General features: G+C 41.8%; 17 protein-coding genes and 1 riboswitch. Of the genes, 6 read left to right on the top strand and 11 right to left on the bottom strand.

Annotation, left to right across the window (positions count from 1 at the left end; all coding sequences use genetic code 11):
• Positions 1-5: 5 nt before the first annotated feature.
• The 10 genes from J7E81_RS05405 to J7E81_RS05360 all read right to left on the bottom strand — a co-directional run bounded on the left by J7E81_RS05405 (position 6) and on the right by J7E81_RS05360 (position 10999).
• Positions 6-1472 carry a CoA-acylating methylmalonate-semialdehyde dehydrogenase gene (locus tag J7E81_RS05405; RefSeq protein ID WP_215041075.1) on the bottom strand — a complete coding sequence of 489 codons (1467 nt, stop codon included), beginning with the start codon at positions 1470-1472 and terminating at the stop codon, positions 6-8.
• Positions 1473-1520: 48 nt separating this feature from the next.
• Positions 1521-2654 carry an alanine dehydrogenase gene (ald, locus tag J7E81_RS05400; RefSeq protein WP_215041074.1) on the bottom strand — a complete coding sequence of 378 codons (1134 nt, stop codon included), beginning with the start codon at positions 2652-2654 and terminating at the stop codon, positions 1521-1523.
• Positions 2651-2896, bottom strand: coding sequence for a hypothetical protein (locus J7E81_RS05395; RefSeq protein ID WP_215041073.1), 246 nt, complete (start codon positions 2894-2896; stop codon positions 2651-2653). The genes ald and J7E81_RS05395 overlap by 4 nt, the downstream gene beginning before the upstream one ends.
• Before the next feature lie 86 nt (positions 2897-2982).
• Positions 2983-4401, bottom strand: a complete 1419-nt coding sequence (gene hydA / locus J7E81_RS05390) for a dihydropyrimidinase (RefSeq protein WP_215041072.1) — start codon at positions 4399-4401, stop codon at positions 2983-2985.
• Positions 4402-4440: 39 nt separating this feature from the next.
• Positions 4441-5727, bottom strand: coding sequence for an NAD-dependent dihydropyrimidine dehydrogenase subunit PreA (gene preA, locus J7E81_RS05385; protein ID WP_215041071.1), 1287 nt, complete (start codon positions 5725-5727; stop codon positions 4441-4443).
• Positions 5728-5760: 33 nt separating this feature from the next.
• Positions 5761-7137, bottom strand: coding sequence for an NAD(P)-dependent oxidoreductase (locus J7E81_RS05380; protein ID WP_215041070.1), 1377 nt, complete (start codon positions 7135-7137; stop codon positions 5761-5763).
• Between the two features lie 29 nt (positions 7138-7166).
• Positions 7167-8390, bottom strand: coding sequence for a Zn-dependent hydrolase (locus J7E81_RS05375; protein WP_215041227.1), 1224 nt, complete (start codon positions 8388-8390; stop codon positions 7167-7169).
• 252 nt (positions 8391-8642) lie between these two features.
• Positions 8643-9977, bottom strand: a complete 1335-nt coding sequence (locus J7E81_RS05370) for a hypothetical protein (RefSeq protein ID WP_215041069.1) — start codon at positions 9975-9977, stop codon at positions 8643-8645.
• Positions 9978-10142: 165 nt separating this feature from the next.
• A complete protein-coding gene (locus J7E81_RS05365; RefSeq protein ID WP_215041226.1) occupies positions 10143-10760 on the bottom strand; it encodes a DNA-3-methyladenine glycosylase in 618 nt (205 codons plus the stop codon).
• Between the two features lie 29 nt (positions 10761-10789).
• Positions 10790-10999, bottom strand: a complete 210-nt coding sequence (locus J7E81_RS05360; protein WP_215041068.1) for a hypothetical protein — start codon at positions 10997-10999, stop codon at positions 10790-10792.
• A gap of 283 nt (positions 11000-11282) precedes the next feature.
• Positions 11283-11391: riboswitch (TPP riboswitch) on the top strand.
• 104 nt (positions 11392-11495) lie between these two features.
• On the opposite strand from J7E81_RS05360, the gene J7E81_RS05355 reads away from it, so the two are divergent.
• Genes J7E81_RS05355 through J7E81_RS05335 form a run of 5 tightly spaced genes read left to right on the top strand, consistent with a single transcriptional unit; the run spans position 11496 to position 15248 of the window.
• Complete coding sequence (locus tag J7E81_RS05355; RefSeq protein ID WP_308162142.1) at positions 11496-12125, top strand: thiamine phosphate synthase; 630 nt, start codon at positions 11496-11498, stop codon at positions 12123-12125.
• The gene (thiO, locus tag J7E81_RS05350; RefSeq protein ID WP_215041067.1) at positions 12122-13249 is read left to right on the top strand and encodes a glycine oxidase ThiO; all 1128 of its coding nucleotides are present in this window, start codon (positions 12122-12124) and stop codon (positions 13247-13249) included. Before J7E81_RS05355 ends, thiO begins: the two co-directional genes overlap by 4 nt.
• 10 nt (positions 13250-13259) lie before the next feature.
• Positions 13260-13463: a sulfur carrier protein ThiS gene (gene thiS, locus J7E81_RS05345; RefSeq protein ID WP_215041066.1), complete on the top strand. Its 204-nt coding sequence runs from the start codon at positions 13260-13262 to the stop codon at positions 13461-13463.
• A gap of 1 nt (position 13464) precedes the next feature.
• On the top strand, positions 13465-14232 hold the full coding sequence (locus J7E81_RS05340; protein ID WP_215041065.1) for a thiazole synthase: 768 nt from the start codon (positions 13465-13467) through the stop codon (positions 14230-14232).
• Complete coding sequence (locus J7E81_RS05335; RefSeq protein WP_215041064.1) at positions 14229-15248, top strand: thiazole biosynthesis adenylyltransferase ThiF; 1020 nt, start codon at positions 14229-14231, stop codon at positions 15246-15248. Before J7E81_RS05340 ends, J7E81_RS05335 begins: the two co-directional genes overlap by 4 nt.
• A 73-nt stretch (positions 15249-15321) precedes the next feature.
• On the opposite strand, the gene J7E81_RS05330 is transcribed toward J7E81_RS05335, so the two are convergent.
• Positions 15322-16356 carry a LacI family DNA-binding transcriptional regulator gene (locus tag J7E81_RS05330; RefSeq protein WP_215041063.1) on the bottom strand — a complete coding sequence of 345 codons (1035 nt, stop codon included), beginning with the start codon at positions 16354-16356 and terminating at the stop codon, positions 15322-15324.
• Between the two features lie 324 nt (positions 16357-16680).
• Here J7E81_RS05330 and J7E81_RS05325 point away from each other — a divergent pair, with 324 nt between their 5' ends.
• A complete protein-coding gene (locus J7E81_RS05325) occupies positions 16681-21105 on the top strand; it encodes a pullulanase X25 domain-containing protein (RefSeq protein ID WP_215041062.1) in 4425 nt (1474 codons plus the stop codon).
• The last annotated feature ends 61 nt before the right edge of the window (positions 21106-21166 follow it).

The following is a 21166-nucleotide window of genomic DNA, read 5'->3' as shown; positions in this document are numbered from 1 at the left end:
TCATCCTATTGAAATCGAGCTGTCACCATTTTCTTTCTTGTATAAAATTCAAATCCGTCTGTGCCATTTGCATGTAAATCCCCATAGAACGAATCCTTGTACCCGGAAAATGGGAAGAAAGCCATTGGAGCTGGCACCCCAACATTAACTCCGAGCATTCCTGCATCAATCGTTTCTCGGAATTGACGCACGGCGGAAGCACGATCAGTAAATAAGCAGGCACCGTTCGCAAATGGTGAGGCATTTGCCACATCAATTGCTTCCGCTAAATCTTTGACTCTAACAATCGAGAGAACCGGTGCAAAAAGTTCATCCTGCCAGATTTTCATTTCTTTCGTCACATGATCGAAAATCGTTGGTCCCACGAAAAAGCCGGGACCGTTAACCGCTTCATCCCTTCGTCCATCCCGGACCAGTGTAGCACCTTGAGTAATACCTGACTCGATATACTCGATCGTACGGGTCTTATTCCCCTCACGAATGACTGGTCCAAGGAAAACCCCCTCGGTTAATCCATTCCCTATTTTGATTTCATCAGCTATCATAGATAAACGCTGGACCAATTCATCAGCAATACTTTCTTCAACAGCAACTACGGCCGCTGCCATACAGCGTTCGCCTGCGGAACCAAAGGCAGCGTTCGTAATTTCCCTTGCCGCAAGCTCTAGGTTTGCATCTTTTAAGACGATCGAATGATTTTTGGCACCAGAAAGTGCTTGGACACGCTTCAAATTGGCTGTTCCTTTTTTATAGACATATTCGGCAACAGGCTGTGAACCGACAAATGAGATGGCTTTAACGTCTTTATGTTCGAGCAGCCCATTGACCACATCATGAGCACCATTGACAATATTGAGGACTCCCTTTGGTAATCCAGCTTCCGTCATTAATTCCACGAGGCGAGCTGCAAGAAGTGGTGTCCGTTCGGATGGCTTTAATACAAAAGTATTTCCACAGGCAATCGCGATCGGGAACATCCAGCACGGAACCATCATCGGAAAATTAAAGGGAGTAATCCCGCCTACCACTCCGAGAGGATAGCGATACATCCCAGATTCAAGATTGGTGGCAATATCGGGCAGCTGTTTACCCATCATGAAGGAAGGGGCACCAGCAGCAAATTCAACACACTCAATTCCACGCTGTACCTCACCCGCTGCTTCCGATAGAGCCTTCCCATTTTCTATTGTGACCAGCCTCGCCAATTCATCTGAATTTTCCACAAGCAGCTGCTGATACTTAAATAAAATTCGGGCCCGCCTAGGAACAGGTGTCTGTGACCAAGTTTTAAAGGCCACCCCTGCAACGGCAACGGCATAATCAACGTCTTCTTTTGTAGATAGCGGTATTTCAGCAATTGCTTGCCCTGTTGCTGGATTGACAACAAGTTCCGTTTTAGCAGATTTTGAGCCAACCCATTCTCCGCCAATGTAGTTTTTTAAATGCTTGATTCCTTGTGTAAAAATTGTCATTCAAACGGTCTCCTTTTGATATATAAGGTTGTATGTTCGATTATCCGATTAAACTGATAAACTATCATTATTAATCATTTGATCGATCTTGGTATAACTAAATCCATGGGCATCTGCTACTGCTTTAAAGGTAACTTTTCCACCGATCACATTGATTCCTTTCATTAGAGCAGGTTTGGAACATGCGGCAAGATCTATCCCTTTATTGGCAATCTCAATACCGTATGGAACAGTTACATTTGTTAAGGCGATGGTTGCCGTACGAGGGACAGCACCTGGCATGTTGGCAACGGCATAATGGACCACGCCATGCTTTTCATAGGTTGGGTTTGTGTGAGTAGTAATCCGATCAATTGTTTCAATGGAGCCGCCTTGATCAATTGCCACATCGACCACAACAGAACCGGGCTGCATCGTTTTTATCATGTCTTCCGTGACAAGTCTGGGTGCCCGTGCCCCAGGAATAAGAACTGCACCAACCACTAGATCTGCTTTTTTAACAACTTCAGTAAGGTTATAAGGATTGGACATAAGTGTCGTTAACCGTCCTTGAAATAGGTCATCTATTTCCCTTAAACGGTTTGCATTAATATCCAAGATGGTTACTTTAGCACCTAGTCCAAGAGCCATTTTAGCTGCATTCGTTCCGACTATCCCGCCGCCGATAATGACAACCTCAGCCGGGGCAACACCAGGAACACCTCCAAGTAGAATTCCTTTACCACCTTTCGGCTTTTCTAAAAATTGGGCACCGATTTGGATCGACATCCTGCCCGCAACTTCACTCATCGGCATTAACAATGGGAGTAATCCATTTTCGAGTTGAATGGTTTCGTAAGCAATCGCGATTACTTTCTTTTCCATAAGAGCTTTCGTCAGATCATATTCTGGGGCCAGATGGAGATAAGTAAATAAGATTAATCCTTCTCGAAAAAATTCAAATTCTTCTGGCAGCGGCTCTTTTACTTTCATGACCATATCTGCTGACCAGGCTTCTTTCGCAGTCTGAACGATTTTGGCACCGGCTGCCATGTATTCCTCGTTCGGGAAACCACTGCCCATTCCCGCATGGTTTTCAATCCAAATTTCATGCCCATTGGCAATAAATTCAAATACTCCTCCAGGTGTTATTCCCACTCGATTTTCATTGTTTTTAATCTCTTTGGGTATGCCGATAATCATGCTCCTACATCCCTTTCTGGTTGGTCGTTTTGTTGCTGAATCACTCTCACGGAAAAATACTTCCGAGCCGCAGGAGTTAATAGGTGGACCGTTTCCCTTTCCATTTCGCCATTGCTGTTTTTTTTCTCAAAAAGTACAAAGGCTCCGCTTAAATTTTCGGTACTATTTTTAATTTGATACCCCTTTTGAAGGTAAAAATCAACAAGATCCCGTTCTTTTAAATACTGTTGATAATCAGACATTTTTCTCCTCCCTTAACTTTCCTTTGCTCCCACTCGTCAGAGGGTTAAGAATCTTAATCCTTAACCCTTTTTCCCCATACAGTCTCTTACAATGTTACCGTTCTTTCCGATGCTGCTTTTTGATTTGAACCGTATTTCTCTCGTTTTAAAAACTGCCCTGCACCTGGTTTCCCAACAAACTGTTTATCACGGATCACAAAATCACCACGCGATAGAACAGATACAGGCTCACCAGTTACCTTGAACCCTTCGAATGCATTATAATCAACAGCCATATGGTGCGTTTCAGCTGAAATGACGCGTTCCACATTTGGATCAAAAATGACGATATCAGCATCAGCGCCTATGGCAATCGTTCCTTTTTTTGGATACAAACCAAATAGTTTAGCCGCCTTAGTTGAGGTAAGATCAACAAACTGGTTAATGGAAATTCTTCCTTTCTTAACCCCTTCGGAGAACAGAATACTTACACGGTCCTCGATGATCGGTCCACCGTTTGGAATTTTTGAAAAATCACCTTTCCCAAGGTCCTTTTGACCGACAAAGTCAAAGGAGCATTGATCAGAACCCAAGGTCTGCAGCTGTCCTGTTTTTAAAGCATTCCATAACTCGGCTTGATTCCATTTTTCACGTAATGGAGGCGACCAAACGTATTTTGCTCCTTCAAAATTTGGCTTTTCTAAGTAAGATTGGTCCAATACCAAATACTGCGGGCACGTTTCTCCCCAGATATCGGCGCCTTTGCTCCTCGCTTCAGCAATCTTACGGGCAGCTTCGGCACAAGAAACATGGACAACATATAGTTGAGATTTTGCTAATTCGGTTAATGTTGCTGCTCGGCCTGTTGCTTCCGCTTCTACTTCCGGCGGCCTTGTCAGCGCATGGTAAATGGGGTCGGTATTTCCTTCTTCTAAGGCTTTTTTCACTAAATAATCAATTACATCGCCATTTTCCGCATGAACCATGACGAGGGCGCCAAGGTCCCTTGCAGCAATCAAAGTTTTAAAAAGGGTTTCATCATCAGCTTGAAACTGATTTTTATAGGCCATAAATACTTTAAGGGAGGTGATGCCCTCTTCTTCAATCATTTTAGGCAACTCGGCTAGCTTTTCATTGTTCATCTCAACAATTTGCAGGTGGAATCCATAATCAATGACCGCTTTATCTTTTGATTTGGCATGCCAGGTATCAACGGCACTTTTCAATGTTGCCCCTTTGGTCGTTAAGCAGAAATCAATGATGGTGGTCGTTCCCCCAAAAGCGGCTGCCATCGTACCGGTTTCAAAGTCATCTTTTGTAACAGTTCCGCCAAATGGCATGTCTAGATGGGTATGGGGATCAATTCCGCCAGGGAACAGGTAACAGCCTTTTGCATCAATAACCTCTGCCTCTAAAGCAGGTAAATTCTCGCCAATCTGCGTGACGACTCCATTTTCAATACAGACATCGGCTCGATAGGTATCGGCTGCTGTTACGACGGTTCCATTTTTAATTACTTTTTTCATACTGAATGACCCTCCCTGTTTTGTTAGAATATGAGTCTATTATTTTTTAACAATATCGGTTTCATAAGAAAGCGCCCCGAGCGCTGCCTGGCGTTCATTCCAGGTCATTGGCGGCAGTTCACTTGGTACTTCAATCATGTCAATCGCACCTTCTACCGGGCAGACGATGGAACATAAATTACAGCCGACACAGTCTTCTTCCCTTACTTTGAGGATGCTGTTTCCGTGTTCATCCTTCAGCATATCGATACATTGATGGGAAGTGTCCTCACAGGCAATATGGCATTTATTGCAATGAATGCAAACATCATTATTGATTTTGGCAACCGCACTATAGTTCAAATCAAGATTGCCCCAGTCAGAATATTTCGGTACCGCTTTACCAATTAAATCCATGACAGAGGCGATGCCCTTATCATCTAAATAATTATTTAATCCTTCAATCATATCCTCAACGATTCTAAAGCCATGATGCATAGCTGCGGTACAAACTTGGACCCCGCTTGCACCCATCAACATGAATTCGACAGCGTTTTGCCAGTTTGAGATTCCACCAATCCCAGAGATCGGGATATTAATCCTAGGATTTCGGGCACACTCCCCCACCATATGTAACGCAATCGGTTTAACGGCCGGCCCGCAGTAACCTCCATGTGCACCTTTACCGGCAACATGTGGAATCGTATTCCAGGTATTAAGATCTACCCCTGCTAAACTATTAATCGTATTAATCATACTAACGGCATCTGCACGACCCTTGACCGCAGCCTCAGCCGTTGCCGTAATATCGGTTATATTCGGTGTGAGTTTTACAATGACCGGAGTCTTCGCTACTTCTTTTACCCAATAGGTTTGTTGTTCAACTAGGCTTGGTACTTGGCCTGAGGCCGATCCCATCCCTCGTTCTGCCATTCCGTGTGGGCACCCAAAGTTTAATTCAAGACCATCGACACCAACTGCTTCTACTTTTTTTACGATCTCATGCCATTTTTCTTGCTTCGGCTCGACCATTAACGAGGCGATGATGGCGTGATTGGGGAAACGCTTCTTCGTTTCGGCTATTTCTTTCAGGTTCACTTCTAAAGGACGATCCGTAATCAGTTCGATATTATTAAAGCCGGCTACTCTTTGGCCATTAAAGCTCACAGCTGCAAATCGGGACGATGTATTGATAATAGGCTCACCCAATGTCTTCCAAACGGCACCGCCCCAGCCGGCCTCAAAGGCACGTTGGACTTGATATCCTGAGTTTGTCGGGGGTGCTGAGGCAAGCCAAAATGGATTAGGTGATGTTATTCCAGCTAAATTAATCCTTAAATCTGCCATAAACCTACCTCCTTTTATTCTTTATCCGTAAGCCTATTCTGTTTCAACAACTGAAGATTTCAGTAATTGATGGATGGCATAAGCACTTTCTTTCCCTTGTTGAACAGCCGTTACGACCATCGCATCCCCCTGTAGTCCCTTTCCATAAATAACATCGCCACAAGCAAACACCTTCTGATTGGAGGTTTGATAGGTAGTGGGATGAATCTTGACTACGCCTCCGTTATGTTCTAAATGAAACTGATCGATTAGTTCCACATATCTGGATTGGCCATTTGCTTTAATGACTGTATCGACATCAAGGATAAATTCAGTTCCTTTGATTGGAACAGGCCGGCGGCGGCCATCCTCTCCTGGTTCTGTCAGCTCCATGCGGATACATTCAATCCCGGTAACATTTCCTTGCTCATCACCTAAAATTCTAACAGGTGCCGTAAGCCAACGAAATTCGACGCCATCTTGTTTAGCAAATTCATATTCGAATTGATAAGCAGTCATTTCCTCTCTTGTTCGTCTATAGAGGATTTTGACATTGTCAGCACCGAGGCGAATGGAATTGGTTGCTGCATCAATGGCGGTGTTTCCTGCGCCAATTACGGCAACCTTTTTTCCTAGAAGCTGTGTAGTTAGTGGTTTAGTTTTCGTTTCTTTAACAAATTCAATCGCGTCAAACACTCCTGTTAAATCCTCACCATTTATCTCCAATTCCGGAACTTTGGACATACCAATCGCGAGGATAATAGCATCATAGTTATTCATTATTTCTTCAACTGCTATATCTTGCCCAACTCTTGTGCCGGTGCGGATTTCAACATTTAAGCTCTCAATCTGCTTTACCTCCCAGAAGGAGATGGTAAGCGGCAGTCGGAATGGTACGATTCCATAGGTGTTTATTCCACCTGCCATTTCTTCTGCTTCAAAAATAGTAACCTTAAACCCAAGCAGTGCTAGTTCCCTTGCAGCAGACAATCCTGCTGGTCCCCCGCCAACAATGGCCACGGTTTTTCCATTTTCCTTTCCAGCTGTAAACAGGGATTGTTCATTCCGGATCGCCCAATCGGTCGCATAACGCTGCAGGTTCCCAATCATAATGGGCTTAGTAGAATGGTTCAGGACACAGGCGCCCTCGCATAATTCCTCTGTTGGACAAACGCGTGAACAACTAGCACCAATCGGATTTGCCGTTAGAATCGTTTTGGCAGATCCTTTTAAATTCCCAGAAGTGATTTTCTTAATAAACGACGGGATATCAATTCCTGTTGGACATGCTTTTATACAAGGTGCATCGTAGCAGTAGAGACATCGATTCGCCTCTTCAACTGCTTCCTGCTTGGTTAATTCAGGGACTATTTCTCGAAAATTCAGACTTAAATCTTCAGTTGAGATGTTCAAATGATTGATAACAGCCAATTGCCAAAACCTCCTTTAAAGATTGTTGGTTAAAACGACAAAACCGTTTCCAACAGGACATTTACTCCCTTGGCACAATCTTCCCAAGTAGTAAGCTCTTCTTCACAATGACTCTTTCCATTGATACTTGGAACAAAAATCATCGCTGTTGGAATATAACTTGCTAGAAATTGAGCGTCATGACCGGCGCCGCTATCCATTCGTTTATACGAGTAGTTTAATGACTTAGCAGCATTCTCTAATAAATCGCATAGATCATTATCAAATAATACAGTAGAACGATCCCATAATTTCTCGGTTCGAATATCACAGCCTTCATTTCCCGAGGATTGTGTAAGACCAACAATAATCTCTTCTACTCGCTTGATTACCGCTGGATCTTTGTGTCTAGCCTCTAGTGAAAAAACTACTTTATTAGGGATAACGGTGTGAATGTTTGGCAGGACATTCATCCGTCCTATCGTGAAAACTAAATCCTTATCTAGAGCCCTAAGCTTTTGGCGGGCTTCGGTAATTAAGTTATTTGCCGCAAAGAGTGCATCCTTTCTCATATCCATTGGAGTGGTTCCGGCATGGTCCGATTCCCCTGTTACGGTGATTTCATAACAAACCATTCCCAGCACACATTCCACTACCCCGATTGATAAAGATTCCCGTTCAAGGATCGGTCCTTGTTCGATATGTAATTCTAAAAAGGCCGCAGCTTTCTTTAAACGAGATTCCTCCTTACCAACATAGCCAATCGACTGTAATGCGTCTTTAAACGTGATACCATCGACATCCTTTTTCTGGAGCATAGCGGCTTTATCGAATTTTCCCGACAATACTCCAGATGACATCATCGATGGTTCAAATCTGGCTCCTTCTTCGTTTGTGATATCGGCAATGACAAGCGGAATCCGGGGCTTAACATTATTTTCAACCAACGCGCGGGCCACTTCTAAACCTGCGACTACCCCTAATACGCCATCAAACCGTCCGCCTTTTTTGACTGAATCTAAATGCGAGCCAATTACAAGCGGCGGCATATTTTCAATCCCTGCTAATGTCGCATAAATATTCCCCATATCGTCAATTTCAACCATCATCCCTAACTTTTTACAGCATGAAATAAAGTAATCTCTCGCTAAACGATCCTCCTCCGATAGGGCTAAACGAGTTACGCCATTGTTTTCGGTACGGCCGAAATTAGCAAATTGCTCAAGCGTGGATTGTAATCGTTCGGCGCTGATTAAAATTTTTTGTTGTTCCATCATCTTATTTCCGCCCCTTTCCTCTCACTAGCTGTCTGCAAAGGCTTTTTTCTCCTATTTTCCTAATCTGAGATTTCCTCCTATTTGCTATGCGCTAACCTAATGTCTTTTATATGTCTTTAATTTACGTTCTAGATTGATTATCTTCCTTATAGGAAGTGCATTCCATTATCTGGTAAGGTAATCTAACATAATAATTTACGATAACGCCTGCAATGATGGCACCCTTTATTTGGCTCATCCCAGTAAATGTTAGGGTGTTAACAAGTATGGATCAAGATTTGGATTTCCTTCTTCATTCACTAGTTTTGCTAATTCTGTAAAATCAATTTCGTACACAATCCGTGGCCGTCCTTTTTGATGTAACGACTCTTTCCCTATGATGTTAGCAATCTTCTTTTCACATAAATTTTTTAAAATTCTTGCTGCATGGCGTTCACTTGTATTCATCCCGATACTTAATTCCCTTGTGGTAACTTCTTTTTTTTGCATCATTGACAACCATGCATAAAATTTACGAAGTGTTAATGAATTTTGCTGATTATCGTTAGATTTTTGTAAGGGATAATTCACCGTTTTTTCCGTTCCAAGTGGTCCGTAAATTCTTTTGTCTGCATCAATTAAAAAACTGCTCCCTCTCTTCTCTCTGAGTGAAAATTCAAGGGCATTTCTTGCATTGTAAGCAGCACTTTCAGCCGTATTTCCATAGCCAATTCCAAGATTAACCGTAACGGTAAAAAGTTCATTTAATTCTTTTAAAAAGGAGAAATCGCTCCATTTCTTCGTTACTTTTTCAAAAACACCGCGGGTTGTATAAAGGGTAATGATCTCGTTATCCGATAAATTCGTGCTTGAAAACAGCAGGTTACCAAATTCTACGATTCTTTCTTTTATAAAAAGACATTCTTGTTGTAATCGGTCATTTCGTTCACTCCCGTCTTGGAACATCTGAAATTGAAGGACCGTAATTTGAGCCTCTTCCTGTTTCTGATTCAGCCCACTTAGCACCGCTTTGCGTAATGTATCTCGGATATTGGCATTTGTGTGTTTGATTAAAAAAACGGGTATATTTAGGAATGTTAATCTTTCATAGACAGAATTTAGCGTGGTAGCAATCACCTGTACTTTTCCCTCTTTCCATAAGTTCAAGTGATAGTTTGCTAATCCATCACTATCCACTGGATCTTCGTTAAAGGTGATTAATTGATAGGGGATGCTAGAGATCCCCATTTCCTCATAGATTTCTTCTAAGTAATGGGGTTCGACAATATCATAACTAATGATCGGATAGTGATGGTACATCTCAAAAACCTCTAATAAAAGGCGATAGATATCCGAGCCTTCAAACGGAATATAATAGGAGATTACATCCAAGGGGATCGTCTCTTTTGCAATAAAAAAAGGTGTTGGACCAGCAAAAATATAAATCTCCTTCGGTTCTTGGAGTTCCCTAACTAATTTTACTGATTCCTCTACCTTTTCATAGAAAAGTGATGTTGTTTTAAGTTCTTTAAATTCTGAGGCAATCTTGCTTATTTTATGGACTAACGGTTCTGGTCCGACAATGACTACTGTCAGTTTGATCATTATCACCTTCTGTTCAATAGTAGTGAAAGCATCTTCACTTGTGCCTTAACTAGCTCGTTAGCCTGATTATCCTTAGACTGTTTAAACTAATCCATCACTTTGAAATAAAAGCTCACATTGAAATTTATGTAAACGGATACATTTTAGAACAAAAAAACCTAATCACTATTCGATGTACCGAAAGGATAAGGTTTTTTGATGTCTTGAAACATATTTATTATTCGTCACCCAGAAACGCCATGGATAGTCCTTTGCTTCACCAGAATTGTTAATTCCAATCCTTTTTCCAGCTGATATACTTTCCGGACAGATGCCCTTAGCAATAAATAAAGGGGAAGAAGTCAGGGTGTGGCCATAGTCCTCGATTGTAATACCCATTGATTTAGTCAATTTTCCGGGGCCATTTGTCAGATTGGTCAGGACCTCAATTCCTCTTCTTCTTTTCATAAGCTCGATACCAGCCACAGGTTCAAGTGCCCGGACCAAGACTGCTTCAGGTTTTTCTTCCCCGCCGCTAACCACGTTGAAAAGGCAGTGGGTATGCATTAAATACGTATAGGCAAGTCCCGAACGCTGGAACATGACTTCGGTTCTTTTCGTGCGCCTGTTTTGATAGCTGTGGGCAGCCCTGTCTCCAGGTCCTATGTAAGCCTCTGTCTCGACAATATAACCTGCCGTCATTCCTTCTGCCGTTTCTTTTACAAGCAGGCAGCCGAGTAATGCCCTTGCTAGTTCAAGCGTTGGCTGGTTATAAAACTCCGCAGGTAACGGATTATTTTCCATTAACGTATCTTCCACGCCTTCATCACTCCTTAAAAAGGCTTATCTTTCTCTGTTATAAACCATCCATCAGGTTTTCTTTCAATATGAAACAAATTTTCATCAAACTTTTTTCTAAGTAATTTATACTCCTCATTTTCAAATTTCACCTGTGTTACTTTAATTTTCTTTAAGGTTATTTCTGGTTTCTCGACTTCAAAAATCAGGTCGTCGATTACAAAAAAAGTTTTCTGATGTTTCATTCTTTCCACTCCTTCCCCTTATAAATACATACGTATATAATTTGTTAAAAATGAAAAATATCCTTGTTAAATTTCTGTAAAATAAGCGGAACTCATATAAGTGGCTATCATGGTAATAGCGAAGATGGAGCCTTTACCTATTCATTATACGCTAATTCAGATAAAAAGCTTAACCGATGACAGCAAAAGATACAGACTTTTTACTAAATAAAATTATTTGACATTTTAAACAATGTTGATAATATTATACATGCAGGAAATGATTACAAATTTATATGGAAAATAAATCCGCTAGAGGTGCCTTTTTAAAGGGCTGAGATTGAAGTACTACTTCGGGACTCTATGAACCTGATCTGGGTTATACCAGCGTAGGGAAGTGGAAAACAGGATATTTGAATGCGTTCTTATCTCTTTCAAATGACCAAACCACTTTCTAAACATCGGAAAGTGGTTTTTTTGTTTTTCACTAGGTCAATTAGCGGAATCTTCTAAAGAGGTGACGCGAATTTTAACAAATGTTAAAGAGTTACATATCATTTCAAACGGTAAGATGCCAATCGAGCAGTTACGGGAAATCTTAATCGATATTCACCCTGATGTGACATCTATTCACTTAAGGGAAAAGCAAAAAACAGCACGGGAACTTTTTCAAGCGGTTGATTTGCTTTCTAAGGACATCCCCCTTTCAAAAATCATGATAAATGACAGGGTGGATGTTGCTATCGCTGCAAAAGTCGCAGGGGTCCAATTAGCCTATCATAGTTTGGATCAAGCGATTGTAAAAAAAGAGTTTTCAAGTTTAAGAGTTGGAAGTTCCATTCACTCTTTTCAGGATGGGGAAAATGCCCTGCGGGATGGTGCAGATTACGTTCTGTTCGGTCACGTCTACCCTTCCCTCTCTAAACTAGGCAAGACACCAAAAGGTATAGAGGAATTATCAAGGGTAGCTAAACTGCCTATTCCGGTCATTGCCATTGGCGGGATCACACCTGAAAATACTAAACCAGTCATTCAAGCCGGCGCAAATGGTATTGCGGTTATGTCCGGTGTTTTAGATTCAAGCGATCCTATTATGGCAGTAAAAGCATATGTACGTGCATTAAAGGATGGAGATGGTAAAAGGTGAAAAATTCATTTGATGTTGCCATTATTGGCGGCGGAATAAACGGGAGTTCTATTGCCTATCAACTTTCAAAGCTTGGGAAAAAAGTGGTTATGATTGAGAAGAACCATTTGGCTTGTGAAGCATCCAGTGCCGCTGCCGGAATGCTGGCAGCACAAGCAGAGATTGAAGAAGATGGTCCCTTTTTTCAATTAGCTTTAAAAAGCCAGGCAATGTTTTCTTCCCTCTCAAACGAGTTATTTGAGATTACCGGAATTGATATTGAGTTTGTTCGTAAAGGCATGATTAAAATTGCCGAAACAGAAGAAATAGCAAAAGAAGTTAAACAACAGGCAGCGTTTCAACGACTTTGGGATTCAGAAATAGAATGGCTTGATTCTCATAGTATACGAGAATTGGAACCCTTCCTCTCCCCTGACGTTGCTGGCGGGATGTTCATCCCTAACGATGGTCATGTCCAGCCAGCTAAATTATCAAAGGCTTTTGCAAAGGCCGCTGAACAATTCGGGGCGACCATTCTGGAAAACACAGAGGTATACTCATTCAACTATGAAAATGACCGAGTCAACGGGGTTAAAACCACTTTAGGAAATATCGATTGTAACCAGGTTGTCCTTGCCACCGGGGCATGGGCTTCAAAGCTAATGCGTGAAACTGGGCGGGATCTATCAATTTATCCTGTCAAGGGGGAGTGCTTTTCTGTTAAGACAGATTTACCGATTATAAACAGAACTATTTTTTCGGATAAGCGATGTTACTTGGTCCCAAAACGCAATGGTGAAATCTTAATAGGTGCTACCCAAATTGATCACACATTTGATAAAAGAGTGACACCAAGCGGAATTGCTACATTAGTGGAAAGAGCCAGTCAATTGGTTCCACAAATCAAGGATGCCCCTTGGGAGCGGGTTTGGGCTGGTCTTAGACCCCAAACTGGAGATGGCCTCCCTTATTTAGGTGAACATCCATTATGGAAAGGATTGTTCATTGCAGCCGGACATTACCGGAACGGAATTTTACTAAGCCCGGTTACAGGTACGCTGGTGGCTGATTTATTGGATGGCAGACCAGATGAAAACCTGCTCTCGTCTTTCCGAATTGACCGACATAAAACATTGGTACATTAGGAGGGTAAACATGAACGTTTTATTAAATGGAGAGTTTATTACATTACCAGATGACATTGTCTCCGTTTCTGATTTGCTTACACATTATCAAGTCCATGATAAAGTCGTTGTCGTCGAAGTGAACGGGGAAATTTTAACTAGTGAAAATCACCAATGTACTAGATTATCAGATAAAGATCGAATCGAAATTGTCCATTTTGTAGGAGGCGGTTGAAATGTTAAAAATAGGTCCATTATCATTTAATTCTCGTTTATTACTAGGAACTGGGAAGTACCCGAGCTTTGAAATCCAAAAGGAAGCGGTAGAAGTTTCTAAAGCTGAGATTCTAACGTTTGCTGTGCGGCGAATGAATATCTTTGAATCAAGCCAGCCTAATTTTTTAGAGCAGCTGGACACCAATAAATATACTTTGCTGCCGAATACAGCTGGGGCAAAGACTGCCGCAGAAGCCGTGCGAATTGCTAAACTAGCAAAAGCTTCCGGTCTCTGTGACATGATTAAAGTCGAGGTTATTGGCTGTGATAAAACATTGCTTCCTGATCCGATCGAAACTCTTAAAGCAACGGAAGAGTTAGTAAAAGAAGGATTTATTGTCCTCCCTTATACTTCTGATGATGTCGTCTTAGCAAGGAAACTACAAGAAGCTGGTTGTCATGCGGTTATGCCAGGAGCCTCACCAATTGGTTCTGGTCAGGGAATCATCAATCCAGTAAACCTTAATTTTATTATCGAACAAGCAGTGGTGCCGGTTATTGTTGATGCTGGTGTTGGTTCCCCTGCCGATGCTGCATTTGCCATGGAATTAGGAGCCGATGGTGTCTTATTAAATACAGCTGTTTCAGCCGCAAAAGACCCGGTAAAAATGGCCAAAGCGATGCGTTTAGCGATTGAAGCTGGACGCTTAGGCTATGAAGCTGGACGAATTGAGAAAAAGCGGTACGCTGCTGCCAGCAGTCCAAAAGAAGGAATGAGTATCGGGTGAATAATCGGTACTCACGCCAAGAACTTTTCCCTCCAATCGGAAAAAGCGGACAGGAAAAAATTTCATCGAAACATGTTCTCGTCATCGGAGCTGGGGCTCTTGGATCCGCATGTGCCGAAGCACTTGTCCGTTCCGGAATTGGTCAGCTAACCATCGTTGACCGTGACTATGTTGAATGGTCGAATCTACAACGGCAGCAATTGTATACAGAAGAAGAGGCAAAAAATAGATTACCCAAAGTCATTGCTGCTAAAAATCGATTAACAGCGATTAACTCTTCTGTGGCCATTGAGGCCGTTATCGCCGATGCCTCTGTGGTAGAACTTGAAGAATGGGCTAAACAAGTCGATCTTATTATTGATGCAACGGATAATTTTGAAACAAGAATGATGATTAATGATGTTTCGCAAAAGCTTGGAGTTCCATGGATTTACGGTGCTTGCGTGGGAAGCTATGGAATCTCCTACACCATTATTCCTAAAAAAACTCCTTGCCTAACTTGTTTATTAGAAACAGTTCCACTAGGAGGATTAACCTGTGATACGGCTGGAATTATCAGTCCAGCTGTGAGCATGGTTGTTTCATATCAAATCAGTGAAGCTTTAAAAATTTTGGTTGGCGACCTGGAGTCCTTGCGGAACAAACTGGTTTCTTTTGATTTGTGGAAAAACCAACATAGTGCCATAAAAGTAGATAAATTAAAAAAAGAGGACTGTCCTTCTTGTGGGCAACACCGCTCCTATCCCTACTTGTCGTTTGAGAATCAAACAAAAACAGCGGTATTGTGCGGCAGAGATTCCGTTCAGATACGCCCTGCCCTTCCCATTGCCCGGGATTTAGAGGCATTAGAAAAAGTATTAGTGAATCAAGGGGGGATCGTCCAGCGAAATCCCTACCTCCTATCGTTTAATGTAGATCCTCACAGATTGGTCGTTTTTAAAGATGGTAGAGTTTTAATACATGGAACGAAGGATATATCGGAAGCAAAGGCGCTATATCATAGATATTTAGGATAAAAAAACAAAAAAAATTAGAGGTTCCTTCTAAACCCGTGACTATAACGGTGTGTTGGATGGAAACCTCTATTTCTTAATTATTTGAAATATTGAGTGGGCTGCATGATGAACGTTCTACCAATTTATGTGCAACAATAATGCGTTTAGTAGGTTCTGAACTATGTTCTATTTTTTGGATTAAGCTCTTTGCTGCTTCAATTCCAAGCTTTAAAATATTGATATCCATGGAAGTTAAAGGCGGCTTTGCCATTTCTGACAGCAGGATATTATTAAAGCTAACAACAGAGATATCATCTGGAACTTTGATTCCTAATTCATCCAATTTATTAAGGACTCCCAGTGCCATGAAATCATCAACCACTAAAAGCGAGGTAGGCCGTTGTGGAAGTGCCATTAACTCACTAACAGCTTCTTGGCCCCCTTCCCTTAAGAATTCCTCATGTTTGATATATTCCTCATTTAAAGGAACGTTTGCTTCATTTAAAGCTTGTTTATAGCCAGTTAAACGATCTACAGTGACCATTAGTTCCGTACTGCCGCCAATAAAAGCAATTTGCTGGTGTCCCAGTTTAATCAGGTAATCGGTCGCCTCTTTCATTGCACCAACATTATCATTATCAACATGTGCAATTTCTTCTGTATATTTAGCTGGTTTTCCTATCACAACAAACGGAAAATCCATTTTTCTTAAGTACATGATGACCTGATCCTCTACTTTAGAATGTAAGAGAATCATCCCATCTACGCGTTTTCCTTGAACCATTTCAATAACTGCTTCAAAAGTTTCTTGTTCTGATCTTCCTGTTGTCATTTGCAAGGCATACTTTTTTTCGTGTGCCCCTTCGCTAATCCCCTGTAACACCGTCGAAAAAAAAGGGTTTTGGAAAACAACATCTCCAGAGCTTGGCATTACAAGCCCAATGGTTTGGGTTGTTTTACTAGATAGACTTCTTGCATTCAGGTTAGGATGGTACCCCAGCTCTTCCATTACTTGTTTAACTTTTCGTTTCGTTGCTTCACTAATTCTCGGATTATTAGCAATAACTCTTGAAACCGTTGAAGGGGCAACCTTTGCAAGCTTTGCGACATCTTTTATTGTTACCGTCATATTTTTCACCCTTCTTACTAGGGATTTTATTTAATTTTATCATAACAGAAATAGTACTTTGGTAGCACTATAAAAAGGCCAAGCACATTGGGCTTCATATGAATCTCTTTTTTTAATTACAAACCTCTAACATTTCACAGAAATTTTCGACTATTATACTAATTTTCTATTGAATTAACCTTCCAAAAATAGTATTATTTGAATGTGAAAACGATTGCACTACTTATAAAGATCCTCCTTTATTCATCTCAGGAGGATCTTTCTATCACATTTTTGTGCAAACGATTTCGCAAAACAATCGAACAAGGGGAAAGGGGTTTTTTTATGAAAAAGAAGAAGCGCACACTACTGTCGCTTGTCACCATTACCGGATTAATACTCCAGCTGTTAACAGGTCTCTCAAGTGGAACTGTAAAGGCAGCAGAAACGTCAGCTAAGCAGGTTGTACTTGTTGGAAACCTGCAAACCGCTTTAGGAAATTCAGGGGATTGGGATCCATCCTCCGCCATTACAAAAATGACTGACAAAGGAAATGGTCTCTATACCTTAACTGGGACATTACCAGCCGGTACATATGAGTATAAGATCGCCATCGGCGGCAGCTGGAATGAAAATTACGGAGAAGGCGGTACTCCAGGAGGGAACAATATTAAACTATCACTCACTGAACAAAAAGAGGTAACCTTCTACTACAATGATAACACCCACTCCATTGCCGACAGCAGCCATTACACTCCATTAACAGGAGACAAACAGCCTCGTATTGCTGGAACCATACAGCCTGCCATTCAAGCCGGTTCAGCATGGAGCCCTGCCGAATCAACTGCATTGCTATCAGATGATCATTTTAACAATGTCTACTCTTTCACCACAAAAGTACCCCGAGGCAGCTATGAATACAAGATTGTTCTGGGCAAGGACTGGACGGAGTCTTACCCATCTTCCAATGAAAAACTAAATGTACTAGCAGATACTACGATCACCTTTTTTTATAACCAGCAAACAAATGAAGTGTATACAGATTATAGACCAGCTGGGTCTGATGGTTTAATTGATATGTCTGCACTATCTCATGATTCATGGGACAAACTCTACCGGACTCCTTTCGGGGCAGTACCTGCACAACAGCCTGTAACCATGCGTGTATCCGCTAAGAAGGGTGACCTGACAAGGGCGAGTCTGTATGTAAAAAACTATAATACAGGAACATCCAATGTCATTTCTATGAAGAATGCCGGCTGGACCGATACAACCGACAAAGGTCCTCTTGAGTTTTGGAAAGCCTCATTCACCCCTTCTGAAAAAGGGATCTATGGGTATAAATTCATTGTTGGGGATCAAGATGCTACAGCCGAATACGGTGAAGATACACAGGAAGGCCACACTGGAAAAGCAGAAGATAAAAATGCAGGACTATTCCAATTGACCGTTTACGACCCTGCCTACAAAACACCGGATTGGATGAAAGAAGCTGTCGTTTATCAGATCTTTCCAGACCGTTTTTATAATGGAAACAAGGCGAACGATCATGCGAAGGACAAAATTGGCGCACGTGGCAGCCAGCCAATCGAACATCCAGCTTCTTGGAGTTCATTACCGGATAATCCATATGAACAAGGTACTGGATCCTATACGGGGGATGGAGAGTTTACTAATGACTTTTTTGGCGGCGATCTTGCTGGTATTAAAGCGAAGCTTGATTATCTGCAGTCTCTTGGCGTTAATACTCTGTATTTAAATCCAATCGCACTTGCACCATCCAACCATAAATACGATGCTACTGATTATAAACAAGTCGATCCGATGTTTGGGACGCAGAAAGAATTCGCGGATTTTGCAAAGGAATTATCAAAACGTCATATGCATCTTATTTTAGACGGGGTCTTTAACCATGTTTCCGACGATTCCATCTATTTTGACCGCTACAATAAATATAAAACCGTTGGTGCATATGAATATTGGTCCCGTATTTATGACTTGATGAATCAAGAAAAGATGACCGAAACAGCAGCCAAGGATAAGGCTAAGAAGCAATTTCTAGCCGAAGGCCAAACCTTTAGTCCCTACGGCTTTGAAAACTGGTTCGATATCAAAAACGAAAAGGTAGACAACGAAAAAGTTAACGGCGTTTCAACAGGTCAGCATTATAAATATGATGACTGGTGGGGATATGACAGTCTACCAGTGTTTAAATCAGTGGACGGTGCGAAGGTCGACCACCCAAGTGAGCTAAACAATACACAATTAGCGAATTATATTTTTTATGACAAAGATTCCGTTGCAAAATCGTGGATTGATCAAGGTTCCTCTGGCTGGCGTCTCGATGTAGCCAATGAAGTGGACAGCTCCTTCTGGCAGGAATTCCGCAAGCAAATGAAATCCAAGGCGATGACCGGTGCGGGAAAAACACTTCAAAAAGAGGAAGAACCCCTTATTTTAGGTGAAATTTGGGATGATGCATCCAAGTATTTCTTGGGAGATCAATATGATTCAGTTATGAACTATCGGTTCCGCGGGGCCATTTTGGATTACTTAAAAAACGGTAACGCTGCTAATGCGGAGAACACCCTTCTCGCTGTACAAGAGGACTATCCAAAAGAAGCGTTTTATGCCCTTATGAACCTAATGGGATCACATGATACAGCTCGGGCCATTTTTCTGTTAGGCAATGGAACAGATACGTATTACCGGGCAGAACAAGACCCGAACTATAATTATGATGAAGGTGTTAAGCGACTGAAGCTGGCTTCCATCCTTCAAATGGGCTATCCAGGAGCACCGACCATTTATTATGGAGATGAAGCAGGCCAGACAGGATCGAAGGATCCAGATGACCGCAGGACCTATCCTTGGGGCAAGGAAGATAAGTCCCTTATTGCCCATTATCAAAAAATTGGTCAAATCCGGAAAGAAAATGCCGACCTATTTGCTTATGGGGATTTACACCACATTTATGCTAAAGGCGATGTATTAGCCTATGTCCGGACAAAAGAAGCAAAGTCCGGCCTTGTCATCATTAATAGAGGGAAAAACGCTCAAACGGTCGAGATCGATACAAAAGAACTGCTAGGGAATGGTCTTCGTTTTGTTGATCAATTAAATAAGAAATATGAAGCTGCTACAAAGGATGGAAAATTGAGCTTAACTGTACCGGCTGAATCAGGCCGTATGCTAGTATCAGTTAATGAAGTCAAGAAGCCAGTTTCCGTAAAAGCTCTAACCGGAACAGCAGGTTCAAAAAAGGTGATGTTAAACTGGTCAGGAACCAGTGCCCACTACACTGTTTATCAATCGACAGTCTCTGGCGGCTTATGGACAAAAGTACAAGAAACAACTGATCCATCTGTCACCATATCTAACTTAGATAATGGCCGAACCTATTATTTTGCTGTTACATCTGTGGATGGAAATGGGAATGAATCTGTCCCTGTTACCACTTCTGGGTTAGTCCCTCATTTCGATGTGTCGAAGGCCAGCATCAAAGATCTAACTGGATTAGAAAAAAGTGAACTGAATCTTGCTCAATCCTCAACTGTAAAAGCAACTTTTTACTTGTCTGGCGCGACAGAAACAGGAGCAGCTGAAGGAGTGACAGCTCAGCTTCAAGTAAGGCTAAAAGGACAAACAGAATGGCAATCCTCCCCTGCCCTATATAATGGCCAGACACAAGATGGCGTGGCAAATGAATTTCAAGGAAACTTCACGGCATTTGAAGCGGGCACGTATGAATACCGGATGGCCTTTACGCCGGACCTAGGAACAACCTGGGTTTACTCCACTACAAGAGAAGTGACCTATACTCAAAGTACGTCTGATACCACTCCACCTGCTAAACAAGTTGTATTGGATACACCAGTAAAAGAGTCTGGTCAGGTTAACTTAACCTGGAAACTATCGGATCCAGATCAGCCATTTAAAACGCTCATCTACCGAGACGGCCAAGTTCTAACCACATTAAATGGGGATGTTACCTCTTTCCGTGATTATCAGGTAGCAAATGGCACGGACTATAAGTACCAAATCCGTGTCTTTGACCAGGCTGGTAATTATGTAGATTCAAACACCGTTAGCGTGACACCGGAAATTGTCATGGTTCAAGTGACCTTTAAGGTGCATGCACCGGATTACACTCCATTGTCCGCTCAAGTCAATATACCTGGCAGCCTAAATGGATGGAATACAGGCGCTTGGTCGATGAGCCGCAATGGTGCGGTTACACCGGATTGGGAATATACGATGGAGTTAGAAGAAGGAACCGAACTCACCTATAAATATGTAAAAAACAATTCTTGGGATCAGGAAGGTTTAACAGACCATACTCCAAACGATCCTTCGGATGACGATATTAGTTACTATGGGTATGGTGCCCAAGGAACGGATATGAAGATTGTCATTACCAATCAAGGCAACAATAAAATGGTTGTCCAAGACACCATCCTGCGCTGGATTGATATGCCATTAGTCTTAAGTCAAATCAATGTGAATGGTTCAACGATGACGGTAACTGGAAATGCGATTAAAGGCTCAGACTTGACTATCAATGGAGAAAAAGTGGCAGTGGGCAAGGATATGAATTTCACACAATCCTTCACACTCCAAGCAGGTCAAACTTCTGTACCTGTTCACATCGAGCCTTCTACCGAAACAAAGTCAACAATTTTTAAAGGTGATGGCGGATCCATTAATAAAAATACGAAGAACTATTTGATTGATGTCTCAGGACAAACCATAAGTGAAGTGAAAAATTAGGATAGAAAGAGGTCTGCCAGGTGCGGCAGATCTTTTTTCATGTATTTAATTGGGAAAAGAT

Source organism: Bacillus sp. ISL-18, from assembly GCF_018613415.1.
Classification (GTDB): Bacteria; Bacillota; Bacilli; order Bacillales; family Cytobacillaceae; genus Neobacillus.
The sequence above is the reverse complement of the archived record's forward strand: the minus strand, read 5'-3'. Positions and strand labels throughout refer to the sequence as shown.